Source organism: Saccharopolyspora hirsuta (assembly GCF_008630535.1).
Taxonomy (GTDB): Bacteria; Actinomycetota; Actinomycetes; order Mycobacteriales; family Pseudonocardiaceae; genus Saccharopolyspora; species Saccharopolyspora hirsuta.
This window is the reverse complement of sequence record NZ_VWPH01000003.1, coordinates 449,163-470,061: the sequence shown is the minus strand read 5'-3', so window position 1 is coordinate 470,061 and position 20,899 is coordinate 449,163. Positions and strand designations below refer to the sequence as shown.

15 protein-coding genes are annotated in these 20,899 nt (G+C 71.4%); 3 read left to right on the top strand and 12 right to left on the bottom strand.

Annotated features, from left to right (window positions below; translation table 11 throughout):
• Positions 1 to 20 precede the first annotated feature (20 nt).
• The gene (locus tag F1721_RS08310; RefSeq protein ID WP_150065956.1) at positions 21 to 1,250 is read left to right on the top strand and encodes an ROK family transcriptional regulator; all 1,230 of its coding nucleotides are present in this window, start codon (positions 21 to 23) and stop codon (positions 1,248 to 1,250) included.
• Here F1721_RS08310 and F1721_RS08305 read toward each other — a convergent pair.
• The 7 genes from F1721_RS08305 to F1721_RS08275 form a co-directional block, all read right to left on the bottom strand.
• On the bottom strand, positions 1,247 to 1,624 hold the full coding sequence (locus tag F1721_RS08305; protein WP_150065955.1) for a toxin-antitoxin system YwqK family antitoxin: 378 nt from the start codon (positions 1,622 to 1,624) through the stop codon (positions 1,247 to 1,249). The two genes, F1721_RS08310 and F1721_RS08305, sit on opposite strands and share 4 nt — an antisense overlap.
• A 20-nt stretch (positions 1,625 to 1,644) precedes the next feature.
• A complete protein-coding gene (locus tag F1721_RS08300) occupies positions 1,645 to 6,720 on the bottom strand; it encodes a DUF6531 domain-containing protein (RefSeq protein WP_150065954.1) in 5,076 nt (1,691 codons plus the stop codon).
• Positions 6,721 to 6,744: 24 nt separating this feature from the next.
• A complete protein-coding gene (locus tag F1721_RS08295; protein ID WP_150065953.1) occupies positions 6,745 to 7,347 on the bottom strand; it encodes a YbaB/EbfC family nucleoid-associated protein in 603 nt (200 codons plus the stop codon).
• 82 nt (positions 7,348 to 7,429) lie between these two features.
• Positions 7,430 to 8,044 (bottom strand): type VII secretion target, encoded by a 615-nt coding sequence (locus F1721_RS08290; protein ID WP_150065952.1) that lies wholly within the window; start codon positions 8,042 to 8,044, stop codon positions 7,430 to 7,432.
• A gap of 20 nt (positions 8,045 to 8,064) precedes the next feature.
• The gene (locus F1721_RS08285) at positions 8,065 to 8,823 is read right to left on the bottom strand and encodes an ESX secretion-associated protein EspG (protein WP_246154488.1); all 759 of its coding nucleotides are present in this window, start codon (positions 8,821 to 8,823) and stop codon (positions 8,065 to 8,067) included.
• The gene (locus tag F1721_RS08280) at positions 8,823 to 10,436 is read right to left on the bottom strand and encodes a PPE domain-containing protein (RefSeq protein ID WP_246154485.1); all 1,614 of its coding nucleotides are present in this window, start codon (positions 10,434 to 10,436) and stop codon (positions 8,823 to 8,825) included. The genes F1721_RS08285 and F1721_RS08280 overlap by 1 nt, the downstream gene beginning before the upstream one ends.
• Positions 10,437 to 10,503: 67 nt before the next feature.
• A complete protein-coding gene (locus F1721_RS08275) occupies positions 10,504 to 10,929 on the bottom strand; it encodes a hypothetical protein (RefSeq protein WP_150065949.1) in 426 nt (141 codons plus the stop codon).
• Between the two features lie 115 nt (positions 10,930 to 11,044).
• On the opposite strand from F1721_RS08275, the gene F1721_RS08270 reads away from it, so the two are divergent.
• Entirely contained in the window at positions 11,045 to 13,183 is a 2,139-nt protein-coding gene (locus F1721_RS08270; protein ID WP_246154482.1) for an AfsR/SARP family transcriptional regulator, read from the top strand.
• Between the two features lie 287 nt (positions 13,184 to 13,470).
• Here F1721_RS08270 and F1721_RS08265 read toward each other — a convergent pair whose 3' ends face one another.
• From F1721_RS08265 to F1721_RS08245, 5 genes are all read right to left on the bottom strand, one after another.
• Positions 13,471 to 14,325: an SGNH/GDSL hydrolase family protein gene (locus F1721_RS08265; protein WP_246154479.1), complete on the bottom strand. Its 855-nt coding sequence runs from the start codon at positions 14,323 to 14,325 to the stop codon at positions 13,471 to 13,473.
• Between the two features lie 184 nt (positions 14,326 to 14,509).
• Positions 14,510 to 16,783: an oxidoreductase gene (locus F1721_RS08260; RefSeq protein ID WP_150065948.1), complete on the bottom strand. Its 2,274-nt coding sequence runs from the start codon at positions 16,781 to 16,783 to the stop codon at positions 14,510 to 14,512.
• Between the two features lie 344 nt (positions 16,784 to 17,127).
• Positions 17,128 to 17,898 (bottom strand): amino acid ABC transporter ATP-binding protein, encoded by a 771-nt coding sequence (locus F1721_RS08255; RefSeq protein ID WP_150065947.1) that lies wholly within the window; start codon positions 17,896 to 17,898, stop codon positions 17,128 to 17,130.
• Complete coding sequence (locus tag F1721_RS08250) at positions 17,895 to 18,740, bottom strand: amino acid ABC transporter permease (protein ID WP_150065946.1); 846 nt, start codon at positions 18,738 to 18,740, stop codon at positions 17,895 to 17,897. The genes F1721_RS08255 and F1721_RS08250 overlap by 4 nt, the downstream gene beginning before the upstream one ends.
• Before the next feature lie 80 nt (positions 18,741 to 18,820).
• Positions 18,821 to 19,609, bottom strand: coding sequence for a basic amino acid ABC transporter substrate-binding protein (locus F1721_RS08245; RefSeq protein WP_170301401.1), 789 nt, complete (start codon positions 19,607 to 19,609; stop codon positions 18,821 to 18,823).
• A 487-nt stretch (positions 19,610 to 20,096) separates the two neighbouring features.
• Here F1721_RS08245 and F1721_RS08240 point away from each other — a divergent pair, with 487 nt between their 5' ends.
• Positions 20,097 to 20,864: an endonuclease/exonuclease/phosphatase family protein gene (locus tag F1721_RS08240; RefSeq protein WP_150065945.1), complete on the top strand. Its 768-nt coding sequence runs from the start codon at positions 20,097 to 20,099 to the stop codon at positions 20,862 to 20,864.
• Positions 20,865 to 20,899 lie beyond the last annotated feature (35 nt).

Here is a 20,899-nt window from a genome sequence, read left to right as displayed (position 1 = left end):
GCCCCCGACGAGGAGCGTCCATGGCGAAAGCGTCCTGGCAGGGCACCAACCTTCCCCGCGTGGGCGGATTCAACCGGGCCGTCGTGCTCGACACGATCCGCCGCCGCGGCGAGATCAGCCGGGTGGAGCTCGCCCAGCGCACCGGCCTGACGGCGCAGACGATGTCCAACATCGTCCGGGCGCTGATGGCCGACGGGCTGGTCACCGAGAACGGCCACGCGCCGTCCACCGGGGGGAAGCGCCGGGTGCTGCTGAAGGTCGTGGCGGACGCCTACTCGTCGGTGGGCCTGCACCTCGACCCGGAGCGGATCACCGGAGTCCTGCTGGACCTGGCGGGCGGGGTGCGGCTGCGCAGCACCCGCCGACTTCCCGACGACGCCGCACCGGAAACTGTCGCGGCGGCGTTGGCGCGGACGTTGCAGCAGCTCGTGCGCCGGTCCGGCATCGACGAGAGCCGGGTGCTCGGCGTCGGGCTCGCGGTGCCGGGACCGCTGGACTCGGCGCACCGCCAGGTGCTCTCACCGCCGAACCTGGCCAGGTGGGGCGCGGTGCCGCTGGCCGACATCGTCGCGGAACGCGCGGGTCTGCCGGTGGTGATGGACAACGACGCGACGGCGGCGGCGATCGGCGAGCGCTGGGCCGGTGGCGAGCACCGGTCGGGCTCGTTCGTCTACGTCTACTGGGGATCCGGGGTGGGCGTCGGCGTGGTGCTCGACGACCAGGTGCACCGCGGGGTCAGCAACAACGCGGGCGAGATCGGCCACCTGAACAGCGGCGGCGGACGCGGATGCCATTGCGGCAGAAGGGGATGCCTGGAGACGCACTGCTCGATGCGCGCCATCGTCGCGGACTGGCGGGCGGCGGGCGGCGAACCGACCGGGACGGCGATCGCGCAGTCCTACGAGGAGTTGTGCCGCCGCGCCGCGGACGGCGACGCCGTGGCGGTGAAGGTCCTGCGCGCGGCGGCGACCAGGCTCGGCCAAGCGCTGGCGGCGGTGGTCAGCGTCCTCGACGTGGACCGCGTCGTGCTCGGCGGCCCGGCGCTGCGCCACGTGTCGGACCTGGTGCGCACGCAGGTGTCGAAGGTCCTGTCCAAGCAGGTCTGGGCACCCGAGGTCCGCCCGGTCCAGGTGTCCCCGGCGCTGATCGGCGAGGACGCCGGAGCGGTGGGCGCGGCCTCGCTGGTGCTCGACCACGCCTACTCACCCCGCCTGGCAACGCTGCTGGGGTCGGGGTCGGATCCGTCCTAGTCCTGGTCGCGCCGGGGCGGCGTGCTCGTGTAGTCCTCGATCAGCTCACCCGACTCATTCCACCGCTGGGTCTTCAGCACATCCCCGAACTCGTTGAACTGGTCGTACCGCGCGAGCTGCCCGGACGGGTACCACTCGCGCCACTCGCCGACCGCTTGGCCGTGATCGCACTGCCCCTCCGACTGCTTGCTCCCGTCGGGGAACCACTCGAACTGCGGTCCGTGCTCGATCCCGTCCTGGTAGCTGGTCAGCTCGATCATGGTCCCGTCGGCCGCGTAGTCGACGACCTCGCCGGTAAAAGGGACTCCCCGGTAGGACGTGATCATCCGATCGTCCATCGAGGTGTCCGCCCTGTTGACGCGTGTCTCGTTCACCAGTGCCCTCGTCGTCGCTCTCACAGGCCGCTGTCTGTTTCGACCGAATGCTTGCTGTCAGGGTATCGGTAGTCGTTCGGGTTGTAGGAGAAGCGACCCGTGTAGCTGGGCACGCCGCGCAGCACGGTGTCGCAGTTCGCGCAGGCAGGCGCCTCCTTGCCGATGGCCATGTTGCCGCCGTCCCTGATCCAGCGCGGATCGAACCGCATCTCCTCGAGGGATTCCCTGGTCGGCGGCGCCCCACCCGTCTCACGTGCCAGGCGTTCGCGCTCCCAGAGCAACTCGTTGGTGGCCTTGACCTCGGCATGGCGCTGCGGCGTGTCGTGGTGCGCTCGCCCGTCGAAGACGGCGTCCTTCCCGTCGCGCCCCTTGGCGATGGTGGTGTCGGATTCCTTCACCGGGTACTGCCAGTGGCCGAGGTCCTCGAAGTTCTTGCGCAGGACCGGGTGGATGTCCTCCGGCTTCAGCACGTCGTTGGGACGCCCGTTGACGCCTTCGATGATCGTTCCGGTGCGCAGGTCGATCGCGACCGCCGAGCACGGTCCTTCCCGCCTCCCGGTACCGGGTGCGATCGCTTCTGCGCGCTGCTCCGAGAGCTTCTGGACGTACTCCTTGACGGGGACGGGCTTGCCCTCCGAGTCCTTGACGTGGGTGATGAGCCCCTTCTCGTTGCGCGTGACCCGATCTTCCGACAGCGTCTCCACGTGGGCGCCGCGCCTGCGGTCGTCGGGAGGCCCGTCCGGCTTGTGCTCCGGTGCCTTCCCGGGGTCCTTCGCCGGCGTGCCGGAGTAGTCGAGCGGCTTGTCCGTCGGCTTGTCGGCGGCCGGCGGCTTGTAGGGCTCCTGCTTCGGGGGTTCGGCCTTCCCCTTGTCGTCGGGCTTGTCCTGCGCGGGCTTGCCGGATTCCCCGTCCTTGACGTTCGACGCCTGGCTGCCGGTCGAGCCCGTCGGCGCGGGCGCGTCCGAGCCGCCGCCGTGCTTGCGCCCGGTCGTCAGGCCGAGCGGGTCGGCCTCCCGGTGCGGGTTCCCGACGTAGGCCACCGGGTTCGGCGCCGGGGCGAGGCCGAGCGGGTCCTGGCTGAGGTAACGGCCGGTTGCCGGGTCGTAGTACCGGTAGACGTTGTAGTTCAGACCGGTTTCCGCGTCCGCGTACTGACCGGGGAAGCGCAGCGGGATCGTGGCCGTCGGCGTCGGGCCGGGCAGCACGCCGCCCCACAGGCTGGTGCGGTCGCGCCAGGCGAGCGTGCCGTCCGCGGCGACCAGGTCCGTCGGCTTGCCGACCGCGTCGGTGACGACCGAGTGGAACCGCTCCGCCGCACCGCTGCGTTCGAGCTGCGCCACCACGGCATCGGCGTCGGGGTGGTGCTCCCACGTGGTCACCGACCGATTCCCCCGGGCATCGGTGTGGATCTGCTCGATCAGCGCGCCGCCGTCCCAGACGAAGTCGACCTGCTCCGCCACCGCGGGACCGTTCGGTCCCGGAGCCACCCGCTGCTTGGCGATCCGACGGCCGAGCGGGTCGTACCGGTAGCGCCAGACCGCGCCGTCCGGAGTCGTGATCCCGATCAGCCGGTCGTAGGAATCCCATTCGTAGCGCCAGCTCCGGCCCGGCTGGACGGACCGGAGCACCAACCGCCCCTGCGGATCGTACTCGTAGCCGACCGACCCGGCCGCGACCAGCGTGTTGCCGCGGTAGCGGCGCGGCCCGGCCTCGGCGTGGGGAAGCCCTTCGGAGGCGATGACGTTGCCCATCCCGTCGTACCGGTAGCGCTCCCGCCGGTCCGGAGTGATCACCTCGACGACCCGGCCCGCCGGGTCGAGCTGGAATCGGGCTTGTCCGAAGATGTTGTCCGCCGCGCCGACCAGGTGGCCGTCCGCGCGGTGCTCGAACCGGCGCTGGACGACGCGGTGCCCCGCCCCTCCGGTGACGGTTTGCGAAACGAGCAGCTCGCCCTCGTAGGACTGGTCCAACGACACCGAGCCGTCCACCGATCGCCGGACTTCGCGGCCTGCTTCGTCGTACTCGAAGCTCATCGCGTGCGCGTCGATGGACAGGGCGCGAGCGGCACCGCTGTCGTCGAAGGCCCACACGCTGTCCACACCGGACGGTGTGGTGCGGGAGCGCGTGCCGTTCTCGTCGTCGTAGGTGAAGGTGACCGTGCGGCCGTTGGTGGTCTCGGCGGTGATCCGGCCCTGGTCGTCCCATTCCCGCGTGAGCACCGCGTCTGCGGTCTCCGCACGGACCAAGTTGCCGACCGGGGAGTAGGCGTAGCTGGTGACACCCGACGGCGCCCGCCACTCGACCAGGTTCCCGAGCAGGTCGTGGACGTACTCGGTCACCTCACCGACCCCGTTGACCGAGCGCACCAGCTGCCCCGCCGCGTCGTAGGCGTACTGCAGCACGCGACCGTCGAAGTCGCGCTCCTCGACCACGCGTCCCGCGAGGTCGTAGGTGTAGTGCCAGGTCTGCCCCTGCGGGTTGGTGACCGACAGCAGGTTCCGCTCGGTGTCGAAATCGCGCACCGTGCGCGCCCCGGTCGGATCGACCTCGGCGGTCACCACCTCGAACGGCCCGTACTCGCTGGTCGAAACGCCGCCCAGCTCGTCGGTGCGGGCGATCTGGTTGCCCTCGGGGTCGTAGCGCCACTGCTGCCTGCCGCCCCGCGCGTCCACCTGCCAGGACGGCAGGCCCTCGATCGTCCAGCCGTGCCGGATCCGCGCGCCACCAGCAGTGGTCCGCTCCGTCACCCGCCCGAACAGATCGCGAGGTGGTTCCGGTGCGGAATCCGGTGCCGCGGCACCAGCACCGCCGACGGGTCCGGACCCCAGCACGTCGAGGCTGAAGTCCGGCGCCGCGCCGACCTTCCCGCCGAACGGGTCCGGTCGCTCTCCCGGCGCGTAGCTGCGGGTCCAGGTCCGCTCGCCGTCGTGCACCGCGATCGACCCGATCGAGCCCCCGTCCCAGAACAGCTCGACGACGCTGCCGTCCGGCCGGGTGATCGCGCTGGGGCGCTCGTGCACGTCGTACTCGTAGCTGGTGGTGCGGCCGAGCGGGTCGGTGCGGGACAGCAACCGGTCGTAGCGGTCCCACTCCGAAACCGTGACGCCGCCCAGCTGATCGACCTCGCGCACGAGCTGCTTGGCGTCGTTGAACGTGTACTCGGCGACCCCGCCGAGCGAGTTGGTGTGCCGGGTCGTCCTCCCGTCGTAGGAGATCGTGGCGTCGAAGAAGCCCTTGTCGCCCACGGTGCGGATGCAGCGGCCGTGCTCGTCGTAGATGTAGCGGAACCAGGACCCGTTGCGGTCCTGCCACCCGGTCAGCCGGTCCGCGTCGTCGTAGTCGAACCGCAGCGGGATGCCGGAGGAGTTGACGACCTCGGTCAACCGCCCGCGCGCGTCGTAGCCGTACCGCACGACCAGCACGTCGAGCCCGCGCTGGTCGTCCAGCACCCGGACCGCAGTGGGCTTGCCCTGTTCGCTGTCGATCGCCACGTGGTAGCCGTCGGAGTGGCGCAACTCCTTCGGCGGGCCGTAGGGGGTGTGCTCGATGTCGATCCGGCGGCCATCACCGTCCTCGATCCGCAGCAGCGGGAGAACGCTGTGCCGCTTGGACGGCTTGCCGAAGTGCAGCTGCTGGGTCGGTTCGGCGAGGGTGTAGCCGTCCTCGCCCAGGGTCAACGGCCAGCGCGGGCCGTCGATCGGCAGCACCGGGGAGTCCGTCGTCGGCAGCGGGTAGACCAGGATCATCCCGTCCGCGGAGAAGTAGCAGACGTGCTCGTCGTCGATCTCCAGCCGCTGGTCGAGCGTCGAGCTCCAGGTCGGGCCGAACCACCGCCCGGCCCGGTACGAGGAGACGTGCATCCGCTCCAGGACCAGGTTCAGCGGTCCGAGGATCTCCAGGTCCGTCTCGGTCATCACCACGTGGCCGGTGGCCAGGTCCACCGGCTCCGTGCCGCCGGTGCACAGGCCGTCCGCCGGGATCGAGCGGTCCCTGGGGTTGCCCGGCTTGTTGCTGGAGCTCGGCGTGTTGCCGGACGGCGTGGTCGTCGCGGGACCGCTGCCCGGCGTCGGACCGCCGTCGGGGGACTTGGCGTTGGGGCCGTCGGGCTTGGCGTTGGGGCCGTCGTGGGACGTCGACGACGTCGAAGCCGGACCGTCATTGCCCTGCGAGCGGGTCGGGGCGGGGACATCACCGGAGCCGCCCGTGTGGCCCGGACCGTCGTTGCCCGCCGAGCGGGTCGGGGCGGGGACATCACCGGAGCCGCCCGTGTGGCCCGGACCGTCGTTGCCCGCCGAGCGGGTCGGGGCCGGGCTGTCCGGCTTCGGCGCGCTGCCGCCCTTGTCGTTCTTGATCTTGTCCAGGGCCTTCTTCGCGTCGCCGAACGAATCGCCCAGCTTCTTCACCAGCGGCGAGAGCGCCTTCATCGCCTTGACCAGCTTGGTGGTCAGGTCGGCGATCTTGGCCACCGTCTTGGCCACCGCCGCCACCACCTGCGGGACCACCCAGGCCATCGCGATGCCCAGCGTCGCCAGGACCTGCAGCGCCCACGAGATCAACCGGCCGACGAGTTCGGCGATGATGTCGCGGACCAGCGTGCGGACCGCGGCGACGACCTCGCCCGCGGTGCTGATGCCGTTCGAGGCGCCCTCAGCGGCCTTCTGGGCGGCCTCGATGAGCTTCCCGGTGTCCTCGCTGCGCCGCCGGTAGGCGTCCGCGGCTTCCCCGGTCCACCCGGCGACGTCGCCGCTGACCAGGTTGGCCATCTCGGTGTTGACCTCGCCCAGCTCCTTGGCGACGTTGCTCCACGTCTCCGAGTGCGCCTTGATCTGGTCGGCGTCGCCGGTCAGCGCGTCCAGCGCGTCCGACAGCGGCCCCACGTGCTCCATCAACCAGCCGACGCCCGCGGCGATGATGGACCCGAACGGGTCCATCGCCATGGTCAGCGCATCCAGGCCGGTGCCCACCGCACCCATCACCCCGGATGCCCAGTCGCCGGACTCGATGGCCTGCTTGGTGTCGTTGACCGATTCCAGGATCGGCACGCCGCTGAACGACTGCGTCGAATCCTTCCGCTCGGCGACCAGCGGGTTCGTCACTTCAGAGCTCCTGGGGGTCGGGAATCAGTCGCGCAACGGGTCGAAGTCGGGGCCGAAGTCGTCGTCGTCCTCGTCCTCGAAGGCCGGGCGCTTCTTCGGTGCCGCGGGCGGGTTCGGGCCCGCGACCGGCGGGGCGGGCGGCGGCGGGGGCGGGGTCGGCTCCTCGTCGTCGGCCGGTCCGTCCCACGTGGAGGAGACCTCGGGTTCGGCCGGTTCGTCCGCGGGCTGCTCGGGGAAGCGCTGGCGGAGGTTGTCCAGCATCATCGTGCGGGTTTCCAGGTCCTCGTCGCCGAGGTGGGCGGACATCGTCTCGCCGACCTTGTTCGCGATGTCGGACTGCGCGCGGTGCATCGTGGACAGGATCTGCGCGGCCAGCTCGCTCGGCTGCATCGAGCGGACCTTGTCGGTGAACTCCAGGTCCGTCACGCTGCCGTCGGCGCGGACCGTCACCTTGATGCGGCCGTCCGGGCTGGCCGCGGTGAGCCGCAGCTGCTCGGTCTCGGCCTGCATCGCCTGGTAGCGCTGGGCCTTCTCCTCGAAGCTCTTCGCCCACTCCTGGATCCGCCGCTCCGCCTCCTCCGGGTCGGCCCCGATCGCAGCGAACCCGCCTCGGCTCTCGCCCGGCATTGCACAACCTCCCAAGAACTCTTCGTCTGCGATCCGCCCCGGACTCCGGACGGCGGTGCACCACCAGCGGCTCGCGCCGCTCCTAGACCGACGTGTCGTCGCGGTAACTCGCGGGACGCAGCGGCTCCACCGGCTCGCTGTAAGCGGGCGTGCCCTGCTGTGTCGGCCGCATCGGCTCGCTGTACATCGGAGTCCCCTGCTGCGCCGGAGAGCCCGACACCGAGGTGCGCACCGTGTCGGTCATCTCCGGCCCCTCTGGGGCGATCCGGCCGGACGGCGCGCTGAACCCAGTCGGCGCATCCGAACCGGACGAGAAGCCCACCGGGGCAGTCCCCCCGGCCGGGCCCGCAGCGGGGACCACACCGCGCAGCGCGACGGCCGACTCCTTGACCCGGACGGCGTCGTCGAACTGGCTGAAGTTGTCCGCACCCGCCTGGTCGGTCTCCTGGTACTCCTTGGCCGTCTGGCGCACGTTCTCCGCCGTGGTGGTGATGCCCTCCTTGACGGCCTTGAGCGCGTCCATCCCCTCCTGCTCCATCGGGCTGATGATGGGCGGGAGGAAGGAGCACAAGAGGCCGTAGGCGTCGTCCGACATCGCCTGCTCAGCGGCGGAGATCGCGGTGTCCACCCGGTCGGTCAGGGCTTCCAGGTGGCTGGCGTGCGCGGTCAGGTCCTCGGCTTCGACCTGGAACGTCATGGTGGTTCCCCTCCGGCTCGTCAGTCGAGCTTCGCCAGGACTTCGGCCAGGCGGTGCTCGATGCGGCGGTTGTCGGCCGGGGCGATGCTCAGCCAGGAGTCCTCGCTGACCATCAGGTACCGGCCCTCGTTGGTGTCGAACCAGGTGACCAGCGTCGAGGACCGCACCGACCGGTGCGTCACGCCGAACTGCCCGCCGCCGACGCGGGTTTCGGCCAGCTCGGCCAGCGCCGCGGCGTCCGGTCCGGACAGCCCCGCCCGGACCAGCGCGGTCTCGTCGTCGTAGTCCCCGCCGAACGGGTCGTCCTCGTCCTCTTCGAGCGCGCTGGTCAGCTGCTCCTTGGGCAGCGACAGCGAGCGCTTGGTGCCGGGTTCGCCGGGCGGCAGCACGCTCACCGCGGACAGCGCCAGCGCGGTGGGGCGGATCTCGGTCAGCGTCAGCTGGTCCCCGGACAGCTGGGCCAGCACCCCGGAGCGGCGGGTGGCCGCCGCCAGGGCCTGCACCGGCTGCCCGACGTAGCCGACCACGTCCACCGAGGTGACGTGGTCCACCAGCAGCCGGAGCATCGCCGCGAGGTCCTCGTCGAGCTCGTCGCCCTTCGCCAGGCCCCGCCCGGCCAGCGCGCGGAACGCGTCGGCGGCCAGGTCGGCGCGCTCCTCCATCGTCCGGCCCAGGCTGGGCACCTGCAGCGGGAACTGCGGGCGCCCGAGGCCGAGAGCTCCGGTGACGAGGTCGAACTCGGCGGCGGTCAGCACGAAGTTCGGCGCTGTCGTCGTCATCATCCCTGGTCCTGCCGCTTCTTCCGCTTGCCCTCACCGATCACCGGCGGCGGCAGGTCGGCGCCGGGCACCTCCACGACGGGACCGCCCTGGACGTACTTCACGTTGCGCTCCCGGTCGTCCTCGCCGCGGCCGCGCTGGGCACCCATCGGCCCGGCACCCATCCCGGCCGCACCGGCGGCACCGGGCTGGCCGGGCGCACCGCCCGCGCCCCGGGGGCCGAACCCGGCTTCACCCGGACGCCCGGTACCCGAGGTGCCACCGGGGGCGAGGTTGGACGAGCTGCCACCGGCACCACCGCCGACGCCACCACCGGCGCCCAGGCCGGGAACCGCACCCGGACCACCGCGGAACCCGCCGGCGCCGCCGCCACCGGGGCCGGTCGGGCCGGGACCGCCGCCGACGGGGCCACCGCCGGGGATCGGCGGGATCTGGCCCTGCCAGCCGTTGCGGTCGCCGTTGCCGGGACGGTTGTTGCCGGGCTGCCGCGGACCGGGTCCGCCGTAGGGCATGCCGTCCGGGCCCTGGAACGGCCGCGGCTGGTACAGGTGATCGCCACCACCCGGGCCGCCCGGGAGGGGCGGCGGCTTGAAGCTCTGCGGGCTCGTGCCCTGGGGACTCGTGCTCTGCGGGTTGGTGCTGCTGGGGTTGTAATCACCGAGCGGCGGCACGTTCTGCGCCGGGGAGATCTTCGGCATCGGCATCGCCTTGGTCGGCCCGTCGATCCCACCGGGACCACCGGACCCGCCGACACCACCGGGACCGCCGTCCAGCTTGGGCATCGGCATCGCCTTCGTCGGCCCGTCGATCCCACCAGGTCCGCCGGGAGCACCGGGACCGCCAGGTCCGCCCTGCACCGGCGCGTCCGGGACACCGGCAGCAGCCGGGTTCGTGGCCCCCGGCGGCATGCCGCCCGGCGTCTCCCCGTCCGGCGCACCGGGCGCTCCGGCGGGCGCCGCGTCCGCCACCGGCGTCCCCTGCTGCTGCGGGGTGAGGCTCTCCGGCGCGACCCGGGCCTGCAGCATCCGCTGCTCCTCCACCGGGTTCGGCGGCGGCGTGAAGCGGGGCGTCTCCGCGTCGATGGTGCGGGACTGGGCCTCCATGTTGGTCATGACCTGCACCGCGAGCTCGTGCGCGGAGGTGGCCTTCGCCTGGTGGGCCTGCAGGTCGTTGGTGGCCCTGGCGAAGCTCTCCAGGTCGTTGCTGGCGTAGCTGCTCATCAGCGCGGCGGTCAGCACCTCGCCGCCCTTGACGGGCTCGGGCATCTCCGCCTTGGCGACCTCCATCACCCGGCCCTGCGCGGAGATCCGAGCCGCCAGAGCACCGGCCGTGTCACCGGCCTCGAGGTTCCAGTCGGCCAGCTCCTGGATCGCGGCGCGCGCCGCGTCCGCGGCCTGGCCCTGCCAACCGCTCTCGGTGCCGCGCACCTTCTCGGCCATGCGCTGCGCGGCTTCGCCGATGTCGCGGCTCAGCAGGTTCCACTCGTCGGACAGCTGCCCCACCCGACCGGGATCGTTGTCGGTGTGCACCGCCGCGTAGAGCTCTTCGTGGCTGCGCGAGGCCCAGTTCTGCGTTTCGGTCAGCACGATGTCCGGTTGTTCCGGACTGCTCATCGGCTGGGTCATCTCCGCCCTTCATCCCCTCGACCGCGGCGGTCGCACCCCAGCGACGCCCGACCCATCACGCGCGGTTCCGGAACGCGTCGTCGGCGATCTTCCGGAAGTCGTCCGCGGCGCGCTCGTCGGCCTGCTCGTAGGTGCGCATGGCGGCGTTGATGGCGTCGCGCGCTTCCTCGAGGACCGCGCGGTACTTCGTCAGCACGTCGCTGAAGGAGTTCTCGCCGCCCTCGGCGCGGGAGGCGAACTTCGCCGCCATCGCCTGGCCGACCGGGTTCTGCCCCAGCGGCGCGTTCGCGGTGAGGCCGCTCGCGCGGGACAGCCAACCATCCACTGTGGACATCTGGTCTTCCAGGGCGGTGCGGATCTGCTCACCCGCGGCCGGGTCCAAGCGCAGGTCGTTCGACTCCACCGCTCGGCGCAATTCCTTGATGCTCGCGGCGGAACGGGCCAGCGTGCGAGTCGCCCGGACCTCTTCGGCTTCGCTCATGACTCCCCCGGACACAACATCACCGCACTATGATCACAGGTGTCGCCAACGCCGGCCCAACGTCTCGCCAACGCGATGGGGCAGCAGGTCCGACGCAACACCCGAACGAGAGCGGATGTCTTCTCCGAGATCAACACCACAGCTGCGGATTCGCCTGCTGGGGCCCGTGGAGATGCTGCGGGCCGACGGCAGCGCGGTCCCGATCGGCGCCGCCAAGCGGCGCAGCGTCCTCGCCGCGCTGGCCATCGACCTGAACCGCGTCGTCTCCGCGGACCGGTTGATGGACATCGCGTGGGAGGGCGACCCACCGCCCACGGCCAAAGCCGCGCTGCAGGGCCACGTCGCGAAGCTGCGCAAGGACCTCGGCAGCGATGTGGAACTCGTCACCCGAGCGCCCGGCTACCAGCTGATCGCGCCGCGCTCCGCGGTGGACATCACGCAGTTCGAGGACCTGGTCGCCGCGGCCCGCACCGCGCCCGACGCCGAAGCGGTCGAGCTGCTGGACGCGGCGCTGTCCCTGCACCGCGGCGCGCCGCTGGCCGACGTCGCGGCCGAGCGGCTGCGCCGGGAGGTCGTGGACCGGCTGGACGAGTCGATGATCAACGCGGTGCACGAGCTGGCCTGGCGGCTGCACCGGATCGGCCGCGCGGTCGAGGGGATCAACCCGCTGCGCGAGGCGGTGGCGATGCGGCCGCTGCGCGAACCCCTGGTGGAGCTGCTGGTGCTGAGCCTGCACCAGGCGGGCCGCCAAGCCGAGGCGCTCGACGTCTACCACGAGACGCGGGCCCGGCTGGCCGAGGAGCTCGGCGTCACCCCCGGCCCCGGCCTGCAGGCCGCCTTCCACCAGGTGCTCGGCTCCGCGGACGAGTCGGAACCGGCCGCCGTCCCGGCGCAGCTGCCCAGGGAGAGCACCGGGTTCGTCGGGCGCGGCGCGGAGCTCGCGGAGCTGGACCGGACCCGCGACGACAGCGCGGTGCGGATCCTCACCGGACCGGCCGGGGTCGGCAAGACCGCGCTCGCGCTGCGCTGGGCGCACCGGTCGGCCGGGAAGTTCCCGGACGGCTGCCTGTTCGCCGACCTCCGGGGGTTCGACGGGGGCGCCCCGGTGGAGCCCCGCCGCGTGCTGAGCGCCTTCCTCCGCGCGCTCGGCGTCCCGGAGACGCGCATCCCGGACAACACCGACGAGCGCGCCGCGCTGTACCGCTCGGTGCTGGCGGGCCGCCGGGTGCTGGTGGTCCTGGACAACGCGCGCTCGGCCGCGCAGGTCCGGCCGCTGCTGCCCGGGGCCGGGTGCTCGGTGCTGGTGACCAGCCGGAGCAGATTGGACGGCCTGTCCGCCACCGCGGGCGCGGTGCAGATCCCGGTGCCGCCGCTGAGCCGCGAAGCGGCGGTCGACGTCCTGCGGCTCGTGCTCGGCGACGCGCGGGTCGACGCCGAGCCGGAGGCCGCCGTCGAGCTGGCGGAGCTGTGCGACCGGCTCCCGCTGGCGCTGCGCATCGCCGCCGCCCGCCCCGCGCACCGCACGATCCGCTCGCTGGTCACCGCGGCCGCCGGGCGCCACCGGCTGGCCGCGCTCTCGCTGCCGGACTCCGGCGAGGGCATCCGCGCCGCGCTGGCCGGGAGCTACTGCTGGCTCGACCCCGCGTCGGCCCGGCTGTTCCGGCTGCTGGGCGAGCACCCCGGCGACAGCGTCGACTGCTTCGCCGCCGCAGCGCTCGCGGGCACCCCGGCGCACGAGACCTTCTCCCGGTTGGAGCGGCTGGCCTCGATCCACCTGCTGCACGAGACCGACCAGGGCCGCTACCGGTGGTCCGACCTGGTCCGGCTCTACGCCGCCGAGGTCGCCGAGGAGGAGCCGGTGGCGGAGCGCAACGCCGCGTTCACCCGGCTCCTCGAGCACTACATGCACATCGCGGACCGCGGCCTGCGGTACGTCGTGGACTCGCCGTGGCACCGCTGGGTGACGCCGACGCCCACCGAGCTTCCCGAAGTCCGGACCGCGCAAGCCGCCCTGACCTGGTTCCGGGCGGAGGAGACGAACCTCCACCAGGTGCTCGAAGCGGCGATCTCGCGCGGCGAGCACGAGCAGGCGTGCCACCTGGCCCTGTCCCTGGAGCGCTTCCACCACCGCCTCGGCGACCGCGCGGCCCAGACCGAGCTCTCCCGCCGCGGCCTGGGCATCGCCCGCGATCTGGGCGACGCCCGAGCGCAAGCGATCTTCTCCGCGCACCTCTGCGAGGACCTCGCCTCGTGAAAAACCGCAACTTCCATTGAGCCTTTTTCATCCTGCCCGTGGACCGCAGCCGCGAAGGGCGAACTGCACCGACCGGCAGGCGCCGCAGGCGCATAACCCACCCTCGCAGCTTGCACCGCCGCGGGTTCTCAGCGTTCGCCTGGCGAGGACGGCCCTGACGCCGTGTATCGGTCATACATAAGTCAGGGCACCCACAGCCAGGCGGGCGCTGAGGTTCCGCCACCGGCACCGCCACGCAGAACGAGGTTGGAAAAACCTCAATGGAAGTTGCGGTGCAGGCGCGGGAATCAGGCCCCGGGGTTCGACACGCGGTCCGCGACGACGCGGCCGAAGGCGGCCATGCCGCGGGCGTTCGGGTGCAGCGGAGCGGCTTCCGAGGTCGGGACGATGCCTTCGAAGTACTTGTCCTGCGGGGCCGCGCAGATGTCGTGCCCCTCGCTGACCGGACCCAGGTCGACGAACTCGGCGCCGTTCGCCTCCGCCCGCTCCCGCAGCACCGCGCTCAGCTTGTCCACACTGGACTGGACGTAGTCGGCGTCCCTGGCCCACAGCGGCTGCATCGGGTAGCAGCCGCCGGGCCGCAGGTAGGTGCCGTAGCCGACGACCACCACCTCGGCGTTCGGCGCCCGGTCCCGGATCTCCGCCAGCATCCCGTCGACCTTCGGGACCAGCGCGTCGATCCGCTCCGCCAGCTCGTCGCGGCCGCCAGCGGTGAAGCGGTCCGCGCAGGACTCGCCGACCGGTTCCGGCAGCAGGTTCAGGCAGGACACCGCCGCCTGCACCAGCTCCACGTCGTTGCCGCCGATGGTGACCGTGACCAGGTCGGTGCGGCGGCTGAGCGCGTCGTACTGCGGCGGCAGGATGCCGTGCTGGCGCCCCGAGAAGTCGTCGATCTTCGCGCCGGAGCAGGTCACGTCGGTCAGCTCGGCGCCGAGCAGCGCCGCGGCGACCTGCGGGTAGTTCATCTCGGAGCGGAAGCAGAGCAGGTTCGGGTCCTGGTTCGGGATGAGCGGGCCGGCGGCGGCGGAATCGCCCATCGCGACGTACTCGTAGCCGTCGGCCGCGTGCGCGGTCGGCGCGAGCAGGGCCGCCGCGGCGGCCAGGGCGAACCCGAGCTGGGGGAGACGACGGAATCGGACCACGCGAACCTCCGTGCCGTGGCGGGAACTGGGCCGCACCTGATCTAGCACGGAAGACCCATCCCGGCCCGAGATTTCACCCGAAGATCGGGTGGCACGTCGTCCCGGTCGCAGACCCCCAGGTGACACCGCTACTTCCGGCCCGCGCAGAGGTGTCGATCTCGGACGAAGCTGGCGCAACGCCCCGTCACGGGTCGCGGCGGAGGGCTCGGGTGATGCCCGCGGCGACCGTGGTGGCCAGGATCCAGCCCGCGGCGATCAGCACCACCGTGATCCACTCCGAGTTGCCCTCGGCCCGCCACATCACGTCGTGGCCGAGGTTGATGATCGGCACCAGCTGGTCCACCGTGTACAGGAAGGGGTTCCACACCGGGTGGTCCTCCTCGTTGATCGGCACCAGCTCGTGGAAGCTGAACCAGCTGGTGCCCGCCGCGGTCAGCAGCACCAGCCAGATCAGCGCGCGCAGCGGCCGGAAGCCGTAGCTCACCGTGACCAGCTGCAGCATGCTCCACAGCCGCACCGGCAACCGGAACACCGGCCGGGTCGCCGCCGCGATCGCCTGGTAGCGCCGCCGCTGCTTCTCGATCAGCACGGTGACCGCGTGCTCCTCGTTCCCGTTGCCGCGGAACACCTTCGCCAGCTGGTCGTACGGCCCCGGCTGGTACCGGCCGCCGGAGTTGGCGCGCAGCCAGCTCAGCCGCTCCAGCACGGTCGCGCGGTCGGTGGGCTCGATGGTCTCGGTGAAGTTGTCGTAGCTGAAGTCCTCGACGTCCACCCCGCCGGAGGCCGCCCACAGCGCCGCGTTGTCCGCGAGCAGCTCGCACTGCGCCTGCCGCAGCATGATCCGGCCCTGCGGCGCGATCTCCGGCAGCAGCGTGAACTCCTGCACGACCAGGCCGAACGCGTTGATCGCGTTGCGGCTGGAGCCGTCGCCGAGGCGGCAGCCGAAGAAGTTGGCCTGCCGCCCGATCTCCGCGCGCCGCAGCTGCACCTCGCCCTCGGCCAGGAACGGCCTGCTGCCCGCCGCGCACACCAGGTCGCGCGCGATCTGCGCGGCGCGCAGGTCCACCGACGGCTTGTAGGCCATCTTGTGCCGGTGCCACGCGGGTTTGGTCAGCTGCGCCGAGCGCAGGTCGACGTTGGCGCCGATCCGGGCGCCCTGCAGCTGCAGCGACCCCGAGATGTCGGTCTCCCGGCAGTCCAGGTTGCTGCCCACGCTGATCCGGCTGGCCTGCAGCACGTCGGTGCGCGGACCGCGCAGCCGCGCCCGGTTCAGCTGGAAGCTCCCGGCCACCCGGACGTCGACCATCCGCACCTGGCCGTGCAGGTCGGCGCGGGAGGCGTCCACGTTGCCGAGCACCTCGGTGCCGTCGATGTGCAGCGCGCGCAGCGGCTGCTCCACCGCGGCCTTCGCCGACCGCGACCAGCCCAGGTCGATGTTCGCCCCGGCCATCCGCAGGTCGCCGCCGATCCGCGCGCTGACCATCCGGATCGTGCCGCCGCTGCGGAACCCCTGGTCGATCTGCACGTCCCCGCGGATGTCGCCGCGGTCGAAGATCAGCGTGCTGGTCGGGTCGTCGTGCTTGGACTCGCCGCGCCGCGGCGGCATCACCCCGGGTTCCAGCACCGCGTCGCGCAGCCGGACGTCGCCCGCGATGTGCGCGCTGGGCAGGAACAGCACCCCGGCCACGGTGAACGGCCGCTGGCTCGACGGGTCGACGTCGAGGCGCAGGCTGCCGCCGATCTGGATCCCGTTGGCGTTCAGGGCGACCCGGCCGCGGTTGCGCAGCGCGCCGCCGGAGAGGGTGAGGTTGCCGCCGACCTTCGCGCCGGGGATGCGGATCTCCCCGGAGGTCTGCAACCGCAGCCCGATCAGCGCGCCGGACACCGCCAGCCGGTCGCCGTAGATGGCCCGGCCGCCGGGGTTGCGCAGCTCGCTGTCGTTGAACAGCAGGGACCCGCCGAGCTGCGCGTCCGCGAGGTCGATGCCACCGGTGCTGGTGCAGTTGCGCAGCACGGTGTCGTTGCTGGTGCTGAGGTTCCGGGCGTTCAGGCCGGGCAGTCGGCAGTGCCAGAGCACCAGCCCGGCGATGGAGGCCTGCCGGAGGTCGGGGACGAGCTCGAACCGGCAGCGCACGAACTCCAGCAGGTACGGCAGGTCGGTGGCGCGCAGGTCGACGCGCCCGGTGATCACCGCGTTCTCGACGGCGATGACCGGCTGCTGCCCGGTGCGGCGGGAGAACGGCCGCCAGCCGGTCTCCTCCAGCGACTCCACCAGACGGCGGCTGAGGTACTCGCCGCGGATCACCCGCTCCGGGTCGTGGTTGACGGCGTGCACGTCCAGCGGCGGACCGGTGTCCGGGAGAGCGCGGTCACCTCTGCTCTGCCGCAGCAGCTCCTCGAACCGCTGCTCGGCAGCGGTCAGCGGACCGTTGCTCTCCCACGGCTTGACCACCGCCACGTGTTCCCCCGACCGTGTCCCGTTCCGTTGCTCCACACGAAAGGTAGTCGATCAACTACCTCGATAACTCCGACGTGCGATCTCGGCCGGAGGTTGCGAACGGACCAGCAGTGCAGCCGGATGGCCTAACCGGACGTTCCACGTGAAACCGCGACGGCCCCGAACGCCGCAGCCCCCGGCGCGTCGGGCATCCGACATGCCGGGGGCTGGGGACAACTCCGCGATTTCAATGGAAATCGGATGTCCGATTTCCATTGAACTTGTTCATCCTGTCCGTGGACCGCAGCCGCGCCACCCGCACCGCCACGCAGAACGAGGTTGGAAAAACCTCAATTGAAATCGCATCACTCCGCGGGAGCCTCGGGGTGGGTGTGGGTGGGGTCGAGGACCCGGGCCAGGAAGGTGCGGGTGCGCTCCTCCTTCGGGTTTCCGATGACCTCGGACGGCGGGCCCTGCTCGACGATCACGCCGCCGTCCATGAACAGCACCCGGTCGGCGACCTCGCGGGCGAACTGCATCTCGTGGGTCACCACCAGCATCGTCATGCCCTCGTCGGCGAGCTGGCGCATCACGCCGAGCACGTCGCCGACCAGCTCCGGGTCCAGCGCCGAGGTCGGCTCGTCGAACAGCATCACCCGCGGGTTCATCGACAGCGCCCGCGCGATCGCGACCCGCTGCTGCTGGCCGCCGGAGAGCTGCGCGGGCATCGCGTCGGCCTTCTCCGCCAACCCGACCCGGTCCAGGTTCTCCCGCGCGACCTTCTCGGCGGTCTTCTTGTCCCGCCCCAGCACCTTGCGCTGCGCGATCGTCAGGTTGTCCAGCACGTGCAGGTGCGAGAACAGGTTGAACTGCTGGAACACCATGCCGACGTGCCGCCGCGCGCCGTCCAGGTCGGTGTCCGGGTCGGTGAGCTCGGTGCCGTCCACCACGACCTTGCCCGCGGTCGGCTCCTCCAGCAGGTTCACGCAGCGCAGCAGGGTGGACTTGCCGGACCCGGACGGCCCGATGATGCACACCACCTCACCGCGCTCGACCTGCAGGTCGATGCCGCGCAGCACCTCCAGCGAGCCGAAGGACTTGCCCAGTCCCGAGAGCTCGATAACCACGTCGCTCATGCCCCGGCACCTCCGTGGCCGCCCTTGGTCCGCACCCCGCTGCCGTACTTGCGCTCCAGCAGGTTCGACACCCGGGAGAGCGGGATGGTGATGATCAGGTAGCAGAGCCCGGCGATCAGCAGCGGCGTCAGCGACGCGTACTCGTTGAGCGCCGCCCGGCCGTACTTGGCCAGCTCGTACTCGTTGCTGGCCAGGCCGAGCAGGTAGATCAGCGAGGAGTCCTTGGTCAGCAGGATCAGCTCGTTGGTCAGCGGCGGCAGGATGATCCGGAACGCCTGCGGCATCACCACGGTGATCATGGTCCGGGTCGGCGACATGCCGAGCGAGCGCGCCGCCTCGACCTGCCCCTTCGGCACCGCCTGGATGCCCGCCCGGATGGTCTCGGCCATGTAGGCGGCGCCGACCAGGCCGAGGGCCAGCATCGCGGTGGAGTAGATGTCGAACCGCAGCTGGAAGGCGATCGGCACGCCGAAGCCCAGCGCGATGAACACCAGCAGCGCGGGCAGCCCGCGGAACAGCTCGATGTAGCCGGTGGCGATCCAGCGGTAGGGGCCGACCGGCGACATCTTCATCAGCGCCAGCACGATGCCCAGCGCGAGGCCGAAGGCGAAGCCGAGCGCGGTGTAGATGATGGTGTTCACCAGGGCGGTGGTGATCACCGCCGGGAACTGCGCGATCGCCACGTCGACGTTGAAGAACGCCCGCGCGATCGAACCCCAGTCCGCGATCACGGCCACCACGACGAGGACCACGGCCAGCACCGCGTACTGGATGCCCCGGTTCAGCCTCGCCCGCTGCCGCCGCCCCAGTCCCGACCTGGGTCGCTCGGTGTCGGTTGTCATGAAGTCTCCTGATCAGTGTTCGGGGTCGGCGGTTGGAGCATCCGCCGACCCCGCTGCTGAGAACTCGAAGAGCGCCGAGCTCACTCCGGCTTCTTGCCGAACCACTTCTCGTAGATCTTGTCGTACTCGCCGGTGTCCTTGAGCTTCTTCAGGGCGGCGTTGACGCGCTCCTTCAGCGCGGTGTTGCCGGTCGCCATGCCGATGCCGTACTGGTCACCGGTGGTGAACTCGGTGGTGATCTCCACCTCCGGGTTGTTCTTGACGAAGTCGGCCAGCACGCTGTTGTCGTTGATCGCCGCGTCGACCTGGCCGGTCTGCACCGCGGTCACCGACAGCGGCAGGTCCTCGAACTGCACGACCTCGTAGCCGTTGGCGGCCTTGTTGTCGTTGGCGTAGGTCTCGCCGGTGGTGGACAGCTGCACGCCGAGCTTCTTGCCGCGCAGGTCCTGCAGGCCGTGGATGTTCGCGCCCTTCTTGACCAGCAGCGCCTGGGTGGCCTCGAAGTACGGGTCGGAGAAGTCGAAGTTCTCCTCGCGGGCGGGCGTGATGCTCATGGCCGCGGCGGCGACGTCGCAGCGCCGGGTGTTCAGGTCCTCGCCGGACTGGATGCCCTCGAAGGGGGTGTCCACGATCTCCTGCTTGAGGCCCATGTCCTTGGCGATCGCGTCGACCAGGTCGACGTCGAAGCCGACGATCTTGCCCTGGTCGTGGAACTGGAAGGGCTTGTAGTCCATGTGCGTGCAGGTGGTGAGGAACCCGGCCTTGATCACCTCCACCCCGCCGTCCGCGGTGCCGCCACCGGCGGTGGTGGACTCGGCACAACCCGCCGCGGCTGCGGTGGCGAGGGCGAGAGCGGGCAGCAGAGCCATCGCTCGAAGTGTTCTGCGACGCGCCACGATGTCACTCCTAGTAGGTGAGGACCTGAGTTATCGAATGGTGCCACCCGATCGGGCGTAATCCCAATGCCGAATGTTGCGAAGCCATCAAATTTTCCGGCCGCCCCGACCACCTCCGACCGCCAGGACCGACAAACCTGGCGGTCCGGCGCCGGGACGACGAGAGGAATTCCGCCGAACCTCCCACCTGCCCGTGGGTCATTTGCCCACCTCGACCGAGTGGCCCTCAGTCTCATGTGGCGCGCGCCACTGGTCAACCGGGGATTCCGGCCCGGTCGAGCGCCCCGCGCGCCCGAAATCATGATCACTCTCCGTGCACAGATCAACGGCACGGGTGAAACCGGGTCCGGTGTCGAGAAGTTGCCAACTAGTCCATCCAGCGGTCGAGGGGATATCCGCTGGTGAGCAGACTGCAACGGGTGTCGAGCCGTTCGGCGCGAAACCCCCGAAGGAGGTCACGATGTTGCGTCGTTCGACCGTGCTCTGGTTGGTGGCCGCGCTCGCGGCAGCCGTTGCCGCGGTGCTGCCCGCGGCGCACGCGCAGGCCCCGGCCGCCCGATCCTTCGACGTGCTCCAGCTCAACCTCTGCAACAGCGGCGACGAGGCCTGCTTCTCCGCGGGCAAGGCGGTCGACGCCGCGATCCAGGCCATCCACCAGCGGCGACCGGACGTGGTCACGCTCAACGAGGTCTGCGCCTCCGACATCACCCGGATGACCGCCGAGACCGGCTACCGCTGGGAGTTCACCCCGGTCGGCGACGCGGGCACCGGTGACCCGGCCCGGTGCCGGGACGGCCGCGGCGACTTCGGCGTGGCGATCCTGGCGCACCCCGACGTGGGCGCCCCGGGCAAGCCGGTCGAGCAGCAGTTCGCCGCGCAGGACACCAGCGGCGTGCAGCGCGTGCTGCTGTGCGTGCCGTACTCGCAGGTCTCCGCGTGCACCGCGCACCTGTCCGAGACCGACGGCCAGGTGGCGGCGGACCAGTGCCACGAGCTGGCCGGGGTCGCGACCGCGCTGGGCGCGCAGGCGGTGCTGGGCGGGGACCTGAGCCTGGTCGCCGGTGGCGCCCCCGACGTGCAGACCTGCGTGCCGGAGGGCTGGTACCGCAAGGACGACGGCAGCGTCCAGCACGTGTTCGCGATGGACACCTTCCACTTCGAACGTGCGGAGACCCTGCCGATCGAGGGCACCGACCACCCCGGCCTGCTCGTGCAGACCACCCGCTGAGACGACGAAGGCCCCCACCGGTCGGCGGGGGCCTT

What these genes read in the sequence shown, in the direction of transcription:
- F1721_RS08310 (WP_150065956.1), top strand. Translation starts at nt 21, where the DNA reads ATGGCGAAAGCGTCCTGGCAGGGCACCAACCTTCCCCGCGTGGGCGGA.
- F1721_RS08295 (WP_150065953.1), bottom strand. Translation starts at nt 7,347, where the DNA reads ATGCCGGGCGAGAGCCGAGGCGGGTTCGCTGCGATCGGGGCCGACCCG.
- F1721_RS08290 (WP_150065952.1), bottom strand. Translation starts at nt 8,044, where the DNA reads ATGACGTTCCAGGTCGAAGCCGAGGACCTGACCGCGCACGCCAGCCAC.
- F1721_RS08285 (WP_246154488.1), bottom strand. Translation starts at nt 8,823, where the DNA reads ATGACGACGACAGCGCCGAACTTCGTGCTGACCGCCGCCGAGTTCGAC.
- F1721_RS08280 (WP_246154485.1), bottom strand. Translation starts at nt 10,436, where the DNA reads ATGAGCAGTCCGGAACAACCGGACATCGTGCTGACCGAAACGCAGAAC.
- F1721_RS08275 (WP_150065949.1), bottom strand. Translation starts at nt 10,929, where the DNA reads ATGAGCGAAGCCGAAGAGGTCCGGGCGACTCGCACGCTGGCCCGTTCC.
- F1721_RS08270 (WP_246154482.1), top strand. Translation starts at nt 11,045, where the DNA reads ATGTCTTCTCCGAGATCAACACCACAGCTGCGGATTCGCCTGCTGGGG.
- F1721_RS08255 (WP_150065947.1), bottom strand. Translation starts at nt 17,898, where the DNA reads ATGAGCGACGTGGTTATCGAGCTCTCGGGACTGGGCAAGTCCTTCGGC.
- F1721_RS08250 (WP_150065946.1), bottom strand. Translation starts at nt 18,740, where the DNA reads ATGACAACCGACACCGAGCGACCCAGGTCGGGACTGGGGCGGCGGCAG.
- F1721_RS08245 (WP_170301401.1), bottom strand. Translation starts at nt 19,609, where the DNA reads ATGGCTCTGCTGCCCGCTCTCGCCCTCGCCACCGCAGCCGCGGCGGGT.
- F1721_RS08240 (WP_150065945.1), top strand. Translation starts at nt 20,097, where the DNA reads ATGTTGCGTCGTTCGACCGTGCTCTGGTTGGTGGCCGCGCTCGCGGCA.